Source organism: Tropicimonas marinistellae, from assembly GCF_001509585.1.
GTDB lineage: Bacteria > Pseudomonadota > Alphaproteobacteria > Rhodobacterales > Rhodobacteraceae > Tropicimonas > Tropicimonas marinistellae.
The window spans coordinates 30,021-43,418 of the sequence record NZ_LNCI01000014.1; the positions used below are offsets into that span (position 1 = coordinate 30,021).

A 13,398-nucleotide genomic window follows, 5' to 3' on the forward strand; every position below is an offset into this window, starting at 1 on the left:
TGTCAGTTGGATTGGGGCCGGCCGAGCCGGACACCCGTATCGGCGTCGAAGCAGAGGCATTGGCCGATGTCGAATTCGACGTTGACCGGTTGGCCCACTGCGAAAGCCTCGCTGTCATGTTCGGGGATCGTCGCGCGGAAGACGCCCTCGCCGGTATCGACCGACAGGGCTGCCCGCAGACCAAGTGGCTCGCTGTCGAGCACAATTGCATTGCCCGGACCCGAGCCGGCCGACAGAACGCGAACGTTTTCCGGCCTCAATCCCGCATCGAAACGCGCGCATGCGCCATTGAAAATCGTCTTGTGATTGTCGATTGCCGGCATCGTCTTGCCGGCAATGCGGATGTGGCCACCTTGGCCGGGATCATATTCCGCCGGACAGAGGTTTATCTCGGGCGCCCCGACGAACCGCGCGACGTCGCGATCGACGGGATTGTCATAGACCTCCTGCGGCGTACCGACCTGGCGGACACGCCCGTCAAGGAGGATCACGAGTCTATCCGCGACGGCCATTGCCTCGGTGAAATCCGGCGTCGCATAGAGAAAGCTCGCGCCACGCTCCCGTTGCAGGCGACGAAGTTCGGCGCGCAATTCGATGCGGAGTTGCGCGTCCAGACTGGAGAGCGGCTCGTCGAGAAGGAAGAATGCGGGGTTTCGAACCAGAGCGCGGCCGAGCGCAATGCGCTGGCGTTCTCCGCCGCTCATCGTTTTAGGTGGCCGCCCGAGGATGTGCGGAACGTGCAGAGTCCGGGCAATGTCGTGAACCAGGTCCTCGATCGAAGCAGCGTCCATATTCCGGATTCGAAGGGGCGCCGCGATGTTCTCGAAGCCGGTTTTGTCGGGATAGAGCGCCAGGCTGTCGAAGATCATCGCGACATCGCGATCCCTGGGCTCCAGCGCCGTCGCCTCCTGGTTTCGGATCTCGATATGCCCCGCGTCCGGAACCTCGAGACCGGCGCAGATCCGAAGGAAGGTGGTTTTGCCCGCGCCCGCTGGCCCGAGCAAAGCCACGAACGCACCATCCTCAAGCGTGAGGTCGACGCCGTCGAGTGCCTGGGTCTTTCCGAACCGCCGGCGGATCCCGCGCGCATGCATTACCGGACCCTTCATGCCAGTGCCTCCGTGAGGTTTCTGTTGGTCTCTCCATCGAAGAAGGTGAGCCTGTTTTCGTTGAATGCGATGCCGACGGTGTCGCCGTCCTGCGGACAGCCGTGGGACCGGGCCATCGCCGAAACGAAGTGATCGCCAATCGCAAGTGTCAGGATCGTCTCGGCGCCGCGCGGCTCCACTCCTACCACCCGCGCCGTTCCCTGGCTCACTTCGGGCGCGGCAAGGCGGATTGCATCGGGGCGAATGCCCAGAACCAGCTTTTCCCCACTCGCCACACGGCCCTCAGCGTCCTGCGCAGGCACTCGAAAGGCATCGGAAACGAACTCGCAACGCCCGTCGGTCACATCCAGCGAGCCGGGCAGGAGATTCATCGGCGGTTCGCCGATGAAGCCTGCAACGAAGGTGTGCGAGGGTTTTTCATAAACGACCTCCGAGCGGTCGCATTGGCGCAGCTTGCCGTGGCTCATCACCGCGATACGGCGCGCCAGCGACAGCGCCTCGATCTGGTCGTGGGTGACATAGATGATGGTCAGCCCCGACTCTGCTTGCAGCCGGCGCAATTCGCGCCGCATCGTGGCGCGCATCTCGGTCTCCAGATTGGAGAGCGGCTCGTCCAACAGCAACAACGCCGGGCGCGTTACCAGCGTGCGCCCGATGGCGACTCGCTGGAGTTGAGAGCCCCCCAAGGACGCCGCGCGCGCATCGAGCATGTCGGTCAGACCGAGCAGTTCCGCCACCTCCTCGACGCGCTCGCGGGTTTCGACCCTACCGACCCCGCGCACCTCCAGGCCGAAGGCCAGGTTCCGGCGTACGCTTTGATGGGTGAAGACCGCGTAGTCCTGAAACACAAGGCCGACATTGCGCTTGCCCGCCGGTTGTTCGGTTGCCGAAACCCCGTCGATCAGGATCTCGCCACGGGTCGGGGTTTCGAGGCCGACGATCATGTTGAGCGTCGTGGATTTCCCGCAACCGGATGGGCCAAGGATAGCCAGCGTTTCACCGGCCTCGACCACAAGGTCGAGATCCTCGACCGCCACGACCTGACCGCCGTCATATTCCTTGCGCAGGGAAACAAGTTCGAGCTTTGGGGCGGTCATCGTTTCACGGCTCCGAAGGTCATGCCGCGGGCGAGGTGCTTTTGGATCAGGAAGCCGACGACGATGAGGGGGGCCATGGCGAGCACGGCAAGGGCAGCTTGCACGCCGTAGAGCGTGCCGGCAGTGGCGGTTACGTATTTCGCAAGCCGTACCGGGATGGTCTCGATGTTGGTGTAGGACAGCACGAGGGCGAAAAGGAACTCCGACCAGTTCAGGATGAAGATGAACAGCGTCGTGGCGAAGAGCCCGCCCTTGATCAACGGAAGGGTGACGGTCAGATGGGCCTGCAGCCGGCTCTTCCCGTCGATCATCGCCGCCTCCTCGACTTCGCGCGGGACCTCGTCGACGAAGCTCTTCAGCATCCAGGTGGCAAAGGGCAGCGTGATTGCCACGTAGATCGCGATCAACCCGAGATAGGTGTCGATGAGCTGGGTCGCGGAAAAGATGATCACGAAGGGCACGGCGATTGCGGCCGGGGGGAACATGCGGCCCGACAGGATCACGAGCGGCGTGAAGCGGTTGATCCTGGCGTAGCGAGCCAGCCCGATGGCGGCAAAGAACCCGATCGAAACCGAGATCAGCGTCGCCGTGACCGAGGCGAAAATCGAACCGCCGACGGCGGCGGTGGCACTCTCGCTGACGCCGCCGACGCCGTATTTCCCGATGGCTTCCGGGTCGAACAGGGTCCGGAAATTGATCAGCGTTGGTTCGGAGGGAACCCATACCGCGGGAGCTGCGTTCCAGTCGGTCGGCGGCTTGATCGCCGTCATGAGGATCCAGAAGATCGGAAAGAGGGTGAGTGCCAGCGCGACAAGGAGAACGAGCGCCAAAAGCGGAGTGAGCGGGCGTTTTGGCATCAGGACGACTTTCCGAGTAGCTGGTCGCGCACCGGCGCAAGCAGCATGTGGACCATGAGAAGCGTACCGATCAGGACGAGGAAGGCCGCTGCGGCGCCATAGGCCAGCTGGAAGTCCTGAAACGCGAGCTTGTAGATGTAGAGACTGATCGTTTCCGTCGACGTCGAGGGGCCGCCGCGGGTCAGCATGAAGACCTCGTCAAAGAGTTTGACGACTTCCATCGAGCGGATGACGAGCGCGACAATGATCACCGGTTTCAGCATGGGAAGAACGACGCGCCAGAAGATCTGTCGCGGGTTGGCGCCAAGGATCACCGCGGCCCGGATCGGATTTTCGGGAAGCGAATTCAGACCGGACAGCATGATCAGGAAGAAGAGCGGGGTCCAGTGCCAGACCTCGGTGATAATGACCGCCGTCCAGGCGAAGCCGGCGCTCCTGAACCACTCCGGCGCTGTCCCGAAGAGCAACATCAGGACCTGGTTGATCGGGCCGTTCGATTGGAACAGCATCCAGAACGTGTAACCAACGACCACGGGCATCACCATCATCGGGGTGAGCAGGGTCGAGAAGAGAACCGACTTCCCCTTGAACTCGCGCAGGAAGATCACCGCGAGGCCAAGGCCGATTGCAAGTTCCAGCGAGAGGCAGATCACCGTGAACGCCAGTGTCCTGAACACGGCTTCGATGAAGCGGGTGTCGTAGACGAGCAGTTCCTCGTAGTTGAACAGACCCTCGAAGGAGGCGTCGAAGAGAGAACCGCGGGTGGGCGACCACGTGGTGAAGCTCATCGCCAGCGCCACAAGAAGCGGTACGACGAGGACGAAGAGCGAAATAAGTTGGCCCGGCATCGCGAGATTGCGCGCGAAGCGCTTTCGGCGCCGCCCGGCTTCGCCGTGGCCAAGGACTGAATCTCGTGCCGGCGATAAAGGTGCCGCGGCAACGGCATGATCGCGCTCGGGCGTAAGGACTGAAACGGAATCCTGGGACATCGCTCTCACTTGGCTGTGTCTCTGCTGGGGAGGAACCGGCCGCCGCATCGCTGCCGCGACCGGTCGGAACGTGTCGGGTCAGGACCAGCCGTCGGCGCCAGTGGCCTGCTTGATCGGATCCGCAAGGTTCTGTGCCAGTGACAACCAGGACTGCTTGACCTTGTCGCGGCCAACGCGGCGAGTGATCCTGTCAACGGCCCGGGCGGCATCGTCGAGCGCCTGCTTCGGTGACTTGTCCCCGGTCATCGCGGCGTGGATTTCCTTGTCGAGCGCATCCTGATACTCGAACCCGCCCGGCAGGCAGAAGTCCGGCACGGTGTTGACCATGTTGTCGTAGAGCGTCTCCAGATACTCCGGCGAGTAGGTTTCGATCAGCCGCGGGGTCGGCGATTTCATGTGATTGACGCGATAGGGGTCCGAATAGCCGCCCAGATAGGGAATGGCATCGGCGCCGATGGTGGGCGAGGTCATCCACTGCGCATAGGCATAGGCAAGCTCGGGATTGGCCGAGTATTTCGACACCGCATAGCCATAGCCCCAGCAGAAGAGGCCCGCATACAGCGTCTCGCCCGACTTGGTGACATCGGCGGGCATCACGGTCGCGGCGATATTGCCGGTGGTCGCGGGTCCGGTCGACGGCGCCTTGGAATATTTGAAGCCCGAGGGCCAGACGATGTTCATGAAGCCCTCGCCCCGGCCGAAGGCGTTGTAGTTCGATGACCAGGTGAAGGAGAAGGCATCTGGGTGCAGATAGGGGTTCACCGCCAGCATGTCCTCGATGGCGGCCAGGCCCTCGTCGCCATTGAAGGTCGGGTTCATGTCGCCGTCGAAATAGAGCATGCCCTTGGACATCAGCCGCTGCATGAACATCCACTTGACGTAGTAGCGCGAGCGGTATTCGAGGCTGCCGTAGAAGCCGTTCTCCGGATCGTGGAAGAACGCGGCCATCTCGTGGTATTCTTTCCAGGTGTTCGGCGTGGAAACCTCACGACCGAACTTGTCGGCAAAGGCGACGGCCTTTTCGGCCATCTTGTCCGAGCGGCAGAGCAACGTGATCTGATCGCCATCGTTCAGCAACCCTGCGACGCGGCCGTTATAGAGCTGGGCGTGGTGGCTCGCGGGGAAGACAACGCCGTAATCGGGATTGAAGAGCTCGGGATTGTATGCCTCGACCCAGTCGGTGAGATCGAAGATCACGCCACTATCGATCCAGTCGGGATACGACATCGCGGTGGGCATCATCACGTCATAGCGACCGGTCTTGGCGACGGCCTCCTGCATGCCCTTGGTGTGAACCACCTCGTCGGGCTCCTCGATGAATTCGAGGGTGATGCCCAACTCGTTCTTCCACAGATCCGCATAGGGCGTCATGTTGCCGATCGATCCAGTGGGGATCAGCAGAGTCAGCGTTTTTTTCTCGGCCTTGGCGGCCATCTCCTTGGCGAGCGCCCAGGCCCGGTCCTCAGGCCCTTTGATTCCGGCCAGCGCCTCCTGCGCACTCAGCGGCGAGGAGGTGATGTAGTTCGCGACGCTCGCGGTGGCACCGAGCGCCAGAAGCCGCCCGAGGAGCGCCCTCCGCGTCATTCCGCCTTCGTCAAAAATGACACAGGCCTCTTGGAGTCTGGATTGGTTCTTCATGATCGATCCCTTTCTTGGCCCCATTTCGGTTTTTGGCTTCTGCCGCGCCCGAATTTCGGCTTGGGGGAGGTGGCGATGCGCGGCCAGGTCGGTCTTGACGCCATAGATCGGTGGGGGGAGAGGAGGAGAAAGAACCATTATGAACCGAAGCTTGGAACCATTTTGAGTTTCACGAGGCGCGTGGATAGATGCCGAAAACCAATGCGAAGGGGCTGAGCCCGTCCGTCACGCTCGACCGAGATTCCCATCGGCCGCTGTACCTTCAGCTCGTCGACAGCCTGCGCGCGTCGGTTGAAAACGGAACCCTGGAGATGGGCACGCGCCTCGCCTCCACGCGCAAGCTGGCCAGCGATTGGGGCGTCTCTCGAAATACCGTCATTCAGACATTTAATGTACTTATTTCAGATGGTTACATCACATCCCGCACGGGTGACGGCACCTATGTATCAGATGCCACTACGCCGCCAGGAACCGCGGCTCAGACGAACTCGGAAACGACCGCTAGCTATCCGTTCCGCGGCCTCTCGCGTCGCGGGCGGCGGCTGGTTGTCAAGCGTGCCATCGGTGTGCCGGAACGGCCGCTGCCTTTCATGCCGGACGTGCCGGATTTGCGGGAGTTCCCGATGCGCTCATGGCTTCGGCTTTTGAACGAGGTATCGGGCGGACTGACCGGCAATGCGTTGGCGGTTGCATCAAGTATGGGCTATCTGCCGCTTAGGAAGGCAATTTCACATCACGTCTCGGTCACCCGCGGTCTCCCGTGCAGCGCTGATCAGGTTATCATCACGACCGGTTCGACTCAGGGGCTCGATCTGGTGATCCGCCTGCTGACGGATCGCGGAGACCCCGTCTGGATGGAAGACCCTGGCTATGTGGGCACCCGTGCGGCGCTGGTTGCGAATGGCTGCAACCTGCAACCAGTACCTGTCGATGGCGATGGTCTCCACGTGGAGACAGCAATTGCGAACTGCCTTTCCCCCAAGCTCGTTGCTGTCTCGCCGGCCCGGCAATACCCGTTGGGCACAGTCCTATCGAAGGCCCGCCGCAAGCGCCTGCTTGACTTCGCCGAAAAGACAGGGGCCTGGATTCTGGAAGACGACTACGATTCCGAGGTCTATTACGACGGCCCACCGCCCAGGGCGCTCAGCACCGAGCGCGGGAACGATCGGATCGTCTTTCTCGGCACCTTTTCAAAGACGCTCGTACCCTCGCTTCGATTGGGATACCTCATCGTACCGCCCGATCTTGGCGAGCACTTTGCCAATGCGCGGGTGAATTCGCAGGGACACGCCCCTCTGCTTGAGCAGATGGTGCTCGCGGAAATGATGAACCGCGGCCTCTATGCAGCGCATGTGAGGCGCATGCGCGTGCTCTACCGAGAGCGGCAGACGGCATTGGCGCAAGCATTGGCGGAGACCCTGGATTATCGGGTGCCGAAGCGAGAGCTTACGGCCGGTATGCATCTGGTCCTACCGCTCGTCCCATCGGTGTCGGATGCCGAGATCGCGCTGCAGTTGCTCGACAAGCGCGTCGTGACTCGGCCGTTGTCACCCTATTTCACCGGGTCTCCGGCGCAGCAGGGCCTGTTGTTGGGGTTCGCCGCCTTCAATCCCGAGTCGATTTGGGAGGCAACCAACCGACTGGCAGCACTTGGCCACCACATCTCCCGCGCGGGATCACACCTCGACCGAGTTACGCCACCAACGGGGCGACGCAATCCGTAACCACTGATCGGCGTCTTTCTGATCCGGAGCATTCAACGCCAGACCGGACGCCGCGTGCCCACCGCGCGGTTTTCGCGATTCACCGAAGAGACGGGAAACGTCGGAACCCGGCCCCGCGAATCCTGGGTGCCCTTGGCGTCGAAGGGATACCCCTGGCGCACCGCGCGTGTCGTTCAGAGTGCTGCGAGTTCCGCGCGCACCTGTTCAGCGGCCGCCCGTGGATCTGCGGCCTGCCAGATCGGACGACCGACGACAATATGATCGGCACCATCCGCGATTGCGCGTGCAGGGGTCGCCACGCGCTTCTGGTCACCGAGCGCGGCGCCGGCCGGGCGCACACCGGGCGTCACGATGAGGCGGCCCGCGGCCTCGGGAAGGGCACGGATCAACGGGGCTTCCTGCGGCGAGGCGATCAGCCCGTCGGCACCGGCCTCCAGCGCCTTTGCCGCGCGTTCGAGCACGATCTCCTGCACCGTGCCGGGCTTGATCAGGCTTGCGTCGAGATCGTCTCGGTCGAGCGAGGTCAGGATCGTGACGGCAAGGATCTTGAGATCCTTGCCTCCCTTTCCTTCCCGGGCTGCCCGGACGACATGGGGGTCGCCATGGACGGTCAGGAAGTCGAGGTCGAACTGTGCAAGTCCGCGCACGGCCGCTTCGACCGTCGCACCAATGTCGAATAACTTCATGTCGAGGAAAATGCGTTTGCCGTGCTCAGCCTTCAGCTCATTTGCCAAAGCCAGTCCGCCACCGGTGAGCATACCCAGACCGATCTTGTAGAACGACACCGCGTCGCCGAGTCGCCCCGCCAGCTCCAGCCCCGCTATCGCGTTCGGCACGTCGAGGGCGACGATCAGACGGTCATCTGCGGTCGTGAGATTTGGCATGGAAACTGTCTCCTGGTGGCTCCGGATCCTCATGGCGGCCGGACACCCTGGGGTCAAGTTGCGATCCCGTCGAGCCGGGCATTGACCCGGCGGTCTAAGTAGCGAAGCCAAGGCTTGCCAGTACAGAAACCTGCATGACGGCGGACGGTATCGACGCACAATGAAGGTCGTGCGGACGGTTTCTGCCGGTTACATCCGGGGCGCGGCCGGGTAACTCGGCAAGGCTGGCGGCCCGGGCAGGCCAATCTGCATGCCCGGACCATTGTGCCTGATTACGATACGCCGGTCCTAGAGTTCGAAGTAGGTCGACGACAGGAAGGTGACGTCATTCAGGAGAACACTGAAATCAGCCGTCCCATCTCCATTAACATCGGCCAAAACCAGTGCATCGCTCCCCTGAAGCTCGTAGCGCAACTGCCCGGCCGTGCCGGTGAAGAAGCTGGTCCCGATGTACGTGAAGGCCTGGTTTCCCCCGACGGTCGTGTTTGCATCAATGGCCGAGACGTCGATCCTGTCGCCCTCCGCCCCGCTGAAATCTGCGATCCGATCCCGTCCTGACGTCAGCACGGTCGAGTCCGACCGCGACTTGTACAGGAATGTATCGGAGTCGTCGCCCCCGCGGAGCGTATCGCCGCCATTGCCGCCCTCGAGCGTATCATCGCCAGCGCCACCGACAAGCAGGTCCTTCCCGGCGTTGCCGCGCAGCACATCGTCGCCATCGTCGCCGTAGAGGTCGTCATTGCCGGTACCACCAAGCAACCTGTCATCATCTCCACGGCCGCGGATTTCGTCATTCCCGGCACCACCCTGGATTACGTTCCCGATCGCGCTACCCAGGATCGTGTCGTTGAACTTCGAACCGATTGCATCCTCGATGGCGGTCTGTGTCGCCAGCGTTGCCGCATCCTTGATCACCTTGACGATGTTACTTGAATCCGCCTCCAGAGAGACCACGCCGCCATAGCCCAGCTCATCCACGAGGTTCTCGTAGGTCGTGGTCGAAATGTCCGTCACGGCGAAGATCGGGAAGATCCCGGACTTGTTCAACGCCTTCGCGAGTTGCTCTACGCTTGGGTAATCTTCCTTCGTCCCGTCCCCTTCGATGACGGCATCGCCGTCGTTGGGCGTGGTGATCCCTGCCGAGGCACCGTCGCCCGCTTCATGGTAGGACGCGTCGGTGAAGATCACCGCGGCGCGCTGTGTACCCTCGCGGAATCCGACCTCGCCATCGGCGCGGGCCGCGGTCTGAAAGAGCGCCTCCAGCTGGGCTTCGTCACCGTCGGCGCCGCTGAGAATGTCCATCTCGGCATAGGACTCGACGATCCGGCTGCTCGACTTGGTGATCGGGGTGAAGAGCTTGTAGACGTAGTCCGTTGTGCCGCCGAATGGCGATATGGGCTTGTCCACGAAACCCACCACGCCATAGGCGCTGTCGGGATTGACGTTCTTGATCGCCTTCACCACCCGAGGCACGAGCGTCCGGACGGTGGTGATATCATCGCCGAACGATCCGGAGAGATCCTGCAGGAACATCAGATCGAGTGGCAACGTGCTGGTTCCGCCTGCCGCGAGCGTCAGGGTTTCCCCGCCGGATGTCGAGGACTTGCCGGTTGCAAGGTTGATGTCGGCTGCCGACCGGGACTTGCTCGCATCCACGACATCGCGACTGCCGAGCGAGTCCTCGATGATTCCGGAGCCCTTGCCCGTGCCGAGCAGGTAGCGGTCGTTTCCAGAACCGCCAATCAGGCGTTCATTCTTCCCGGCGCCCGCGTCCAGCACATCGTTGCCAGCCCCACCGATCAGGATGTCCGAGCCGTCGCCGCCAACAAGACTGTCGTCGCCACGTCCGCCGTCCAAGATGTTTCCGTTCTTGTCTCCGAACAGGCGGTCGTTGCCGTTCCCGCCGGTGACGTTCTCGATACTGATCAGCTTGTCCCGGTCACCGCCGCCCGTGTTTTGGAAACCGGTATTCGACAACCGCACCGTCACGGCCTTGCCGATGTCGGAGTAGTCGGCAGTGTCGCTGCCGGCGTCACCGCGCAGCACATCCTCGCCGCGACCGCCGCGGAGAATGTCGTCCCCTTTTCCGCCAGACAACGTATCGTTGCCGTTGTTGCCGATCAGCAGGTTGTTTCCACCGTCACCCTTCAGCGAGTCGTTGGCCGATCCGCCTTCCAGGCCCTCGATGCTGACAAGCTTGTCTTTTCCGGCCTTCCCGGCCTTTTGCGCGGTGGACGAGGCGAGCGACAGGTTAAGCTTGGTCTTGATCTCGGCATAGGACGCGACATCGAACCCCGCACCACCGTTCAGCAAGTCGTCGCCAGCCTTGCCCTGAAGGAAGTCGTCGCCACCCCGGCCGAACAGGTCATTCCTGCCTCCGTCGCCGACCAGCATATCGTCAAACTCGGTACCGCCGAGCCGCTCGATCGAGATCAACTGGTCGCGCCCGGCGCCGCCGGTCTGTTGCTTGCCCTTTGCTCCCAGATCAACGGTAACGCCAGTGCCGATATCGGAATAGTCGGCCATGTCGCGGCCGCCCTTACCGTTGAGCACGTCGTTGCCAAGGCCGCCGATCAGGGTGTTCATCTGGCCGTTGCCAGTGAGTTCATCGCTAAAGGCACTTCCGATCAGGTTCTCGATACTGGTCAGCCGGTCGTTACCAGCGCCCCGTGTGTTCTGAAATCCTCCCTTGGAAAGCGATACGAACACCTTAGCCGTGGCGTTTTCGTAGCTCGCCGCGTCGGTTCCGCCTTCGCCGTTGAGCCGGTTCCGCCCCAGCCCGCCGATCAGGATATCGTTGCCCCCGCGGCCAAGCAGATTGTCATCCCCATCGGCACCGTCGAGAGTATTGGCGCCGTTGTTGCCCTTGAGAGTGTCGTTGCTGTTGCTGCCGATGAGGTTCTCGATCGAGTTCGTTCTAATCGAATAGCTGCCACCGAAACCCCATACGGACCGACCGTTCACGGTCGCGTTCACTTCCGAGAACGCGTTCTCGAATGAAAGCGTGTCAATGCCGCTCTCGCCGTTAAACGTGGTTCCGCCATAGGTCGCAAGGAAGGTGTCGTCGCCCTTGCCGCCATAGGCCATGCCAGAGCTGTCGAAGGAGTCCCGGAAGGTATCGTTGCCGCCATCTCCAAAGAGCGTGTTCTTGCCGGCATCTCCGGAGATCAGATCGTTGCCGTCACCGCCCCGGATGACATCGTTTCCGGCGCCACCGTAGAGTGAATCGGAGCCGTCATTTCCGAGGATCGTGTCTTTGCCGTCATAGCCGTAGACCGTGTCGTTCCCACCTTTGCCCTCGATCCGGTTCGCGCCGTCGCTGCCGGTCAGATAGTCGTCGAAGTTGGTGCCGATGAGGTTCTCGATACTCGCAAAGGTCTTGCTGCCGCCCAGGATGAACTGCGTAAACGTGGATGAGAGCGAGGCAGAAACAGAGCTACCCGCGGTCAGAAAACTGACCGTGTCCGAGCCCTTTCCGCCATCGACCGTGTCGGTTCCTTCGCCCGGCAGAAGGATGTCGTTTCCCTCGCCGCCCAGCAGGGTATCGTTACCGGCACCGCCAAACAATTGGTCGTTGCCGCCAAGTCCACGGAGCGTGTCGTCGCCGTCCAGCCCCTTGAGAATGTCTTTGCCACCGGTTCCCTTGAGATTGTTCGCTCCGGCGTTTCCAGTTTTCGTAACCATAACTTTCCCCCAACAATGTTCCGCTCTAACGGAAGTCTACACTAAATCTGGTGATTTCCCTCAGTCAATTACCCTACGTCCACTGATCGGATCTTCTGTAGGCGATTGCGATCCACGGCTCGCTACGACGGCGTCATATCCCCAGATGGTGGAGCGAGGGTTAAGCAACGCAGCAGGACGTCCTGCCACGCAAGTGGGCGGATATAATGCAAAGGGAGGTTTCGCGCAGCAGCCAGACCACCCCGCCAATGGCCGCTTGGGTGGACGGTATCAGTTGCTCACCGTTTCAAGGTGGAAAGATCGACTCAGGCAATCACCAGATCATTGCTCAAGTCGGCGGGGCGTTCGAAGTCCACGATCACCAGCTTGTCCTTTCCGAAGTCGAAAACCGTGTTGCCGTTCTCGACGCTGGCAAATTTCCTGATGACCTCGGCCTTGGTCAGCGTACCTGACCAGAGCCTGTCATCCAGCAGGATCGAATCCAACTCATCCACGAAGTCAACGATACGGTCTGTGCCGTAGCCTGCGCGAAACTCGAACGTATCCGCGCCCTTGCCGCCCTGAAGCCGGTCATTTCCGCCGCCGCCATTGAGAACGTCGTCCCGGTTGCCGCCGAACAGCTTGTCACCGCCACGGTTCCCGTTGAGCTCGTCCTCGCCAGTTCCCCCCTCAAGCGTATCGCGCCCGCTACCGCCATTAAGCCGGTCTGCGCCCCGGTTGCCTGTAAGCCGGTCGCTGTCAGCACCGCCGAACAAGAGGTCCTTTCCCTTTCCGCCTATCAAGATGTCTTCACCGGCGTGGCCCCGGAGTTCATCGGCTGCGTTCGTCCCGTTCACGACATCGTTGCCCGGGCCCGCGGTTGGGGCGGAGGTTCCGGTATCACCGGTGTCGAGCGCCACGGATGCGGAGGTGGCGGCAAACGTCTGCGTTACGATCACCGCATCCCAGCCGTTGTAGTTGCCCCGCTCCACACCGATCCCGACGTAGTCGAAGCTCGAAGAAAGGATGTTGGCCCGGTGCCCGGGACTGTTCATCAGGCTGTCGAAGAGGTCCTCGACATCGTCTGAGATACCGGATGCGCCGCGTTCGCTCTGCCAAGCGATATTCTCTCCCCAGGTCCAGCTGCCACTGAACACGACGCCGGCATCCGACATGCGGTCACCCGCCGAAGACCCTCCCTTTCCGGTGTGAGAGAAGGTGTTTGTATCGAGCATCCAGATGCTGTGGTCTTCGGCGGCCTCGTTGAGGTCGAGAGCGAGCGACAAGGGGTCCACACCGGCCTTGGCGCGTGCCGCATTTATCAGATCGAGCATTTGCCGCTCAACGGCGGTGGCGACTGACATGGTTGCCGTCTCTCTTCTTCCGTTACCAACAACCGATTGGACCGCAGGAATCCGTCAAGAGAGTGTCAAAAAC

9 protein-coding genes are annotated in these 13,398 nt (G+C 61.9%); 1 reads left to right on the top strand and 8 read right to left on the bottom strand.

Features of this window, described 5'->3' with window-relative positions; translation table 11 throughout:
• Positions 1-2: 2 nt before the first annotated feature.
• From ARC39_RS22710 to ARC39_RS22730, 5 genes are all read right to left on the bottom strand, one after another.
• The gene (locus tag ARC39_RS22710) at positions 3-1,109 is read right to left on the bottom strand and encodes an ABC transporter ATP-binding protein (RefSeq protein ID WP_068118414.1); all 1,107 of its coding nucleotides are present in this window, start codon (positions 1,107-1,109) and stop codon (positions 3-5) included.
• Positions 1,106-2,206 carry an ABC transporter ATP-binding protein gene (locus tag ARC39_RS22715; protein WP_068118417.1) on the bottom strand — a complete coding sequence of 367 codons (1,101 nt, stop codon included), beginning with the start codon at positions 2,204-2,206 and terminating at the stop codon, positions 1,106-1,108. Before ARC39_RS22715 ends, ARC39_RS22710 begins: the two co-directional genes overlap by 4 nt.
• On the bottom strand, positions 2,203-3,063 hold the full coding sequence (locus ARC39_RS22720) for a carbohydrate ABC transporter permease (RefSeq protein WP_068118421.1): 861 nt from the start codon (positions 3,061-3,063) through the stop codon (positions 2,203-2,205). Before ARC39_RS22720 ends, ARC39_RS22715 begins: the two co-directional genes overlap by 4 nt.
• Positions 3,063-4,052 carry a carbohydrate ABC transporter permease gene (locus tag ARC39_RS22725; protein ID WP_078059433.1) on the bottom strand — a complete coding sequence of 330 codons (990 nt, stop codon included), beginning with the start codon at positions 4,050-4,052 and terminating at the stop codon, positions 3,063-3,065. The genes ARC39_RS22720 and ARC39_RS22725 overlap by 1 nt, the downstream gene beginning before the upstream one ends.
• Before the next feature lie 78 nt (positions 4,053-4,130).
• Complete coding sequence (locus tag ARC39_RS22730) at positions 4,131-5,690, bottom strand: ABC transporter substrate-binding protein (protein ID WP_201455794.1); 1,560 nt, start codon at positions 5,688-5,690, stop codon at positions 4,131-4,133.
• A gap of 188 nt (positions 5,691-5,878) precedes the next feature.
• Between ARC39_RS22730 and pdxR the strand changes: the two genes are divergently transcribed.
• A complete protein-coding gene (gene pdxR, locus ARC39_RS22735) occupies positions 5,879-7,414 on the top strand; it encodes a MocR-like pyridoxine biosynthesis transcription factor PdxR (RefSeq protein WP_068118425.1) in 1,536 nt (511 codons plus the stop codon).
• Positions 7,415-7,587: 173 nt separating this feature from the next.
• On the opposite strand, the gene pyrF is transcribed toward pdxR, so the two are convergent.
• The 3 genes from pyrF to ARC39_RS22750 form a co-directional block, all read right to left on the bottom strand.
• Positions 7,588-8,298: an orotidine-5'-phosphate decarboxylase gene (pyrF, locus tag ARC39_RS22740; RefSeq protein ID WP_068118427.1), complete on the bottom strand. Its 711-nt coding sequence runs from the start codon at positions 8,296-8,298 to the stop codon at positions 7,588-7,590.
• Between the two features lie 288 nt (positions 8,299-8,586).
• Positions 8,587-11,982: a M10 family metallopeptidase C-terminal domain-containing protein gene (locus tag ARC39_RS22745; RefSeq protein ID WP_068118429.1), complete on the bottom strand. Its 3,396-nt coding sequence runs from the start codon at positions 11,980-11,982 to the stop codon at positions 8,587-8,589.
• Between the two features lie 305 nt (positions 11,983-12,287).
• Positions 12,288-13,325 carry a CAP domain-containing protein gene (locus ARC39_RS22750; RefSeq protein ID WP_068118431.1) on the bottom strand — a complete coding sequence of 346 codons (1,038 nt, stop codon included), beginning with the start codon at positions 13,323-13,325 and terminating at the stop codon, positions 12,288-12,290.
• Positions 13,326-13,398 lie beyond the last annotated feature (73 nt).

Bases quoted from the DNA above. Each gene is read 5' to 3' on its own strand.
- ARC39_RS22710 (WP_068118414.1), bottom strand. From the start codon at position 1,109: ATGAAGGGTCCGGTAATGCATGCGCGCGGGATCCGCCGGCGGTTCGGA.
- ARC39_RS22715 (WP_068118417.1), bottom strand. From the start codon at position 2,206: ATGACCGCCCCAAAGCTCGAACTTGTTTCCCTGCGCAAGGAATATGAC.
- ARC39_RS22720 (WP_068118421.1), bottom strand. From the start codon at position 3,063: ATGCCAAAACGCCCGCTCACTCCGCTTTTGGCGCTCGTTCTCCTTGTC.
- ARC39_RS22725 (WP_078059433.1), bottom strand. From the start codon at position 4,052: ATGTCCCAGGATTCCGTTTCAGTCCTTACGCCCGAGCGCGATCATGCC.
- ARC39_RS22730 (WP_201455794.1), bottom strand. From the start codon at position 5,690: ATGAAGAACCAATCCAGACTCCAAGAGGCCTGTGTCATTTTTGACGAA.
- pdxR (WP_068118425.1), top strand. From the start codon at position 5,879: ATGCCGAAAACCAATGCGAAGGGGCTGAGCCCGTCCGTCACGCTCGAC.
- pyrF (WP_068118427.1), bottom strand. From the start codon at position 8,298: ATGCCAAATCTCACGACCGCAGATGACCGTCTGATCGTCGCCCTCGAC.
- ARC39_RS22745 (WP_068118429.1), bottom strand. From the start codon at position 11,982: ATGGTTACGAAAACTGGAAACGCCGGAGCGAACAATCTCAAGGGAACC.
- ARC39_RS22750 (WP_068118431.1), bottom strand. From the start codon at position 13,325: ATGTCAGTCGCCACCGCCGTTGAGCGGCAAATGCTCGATCTGATAAAT.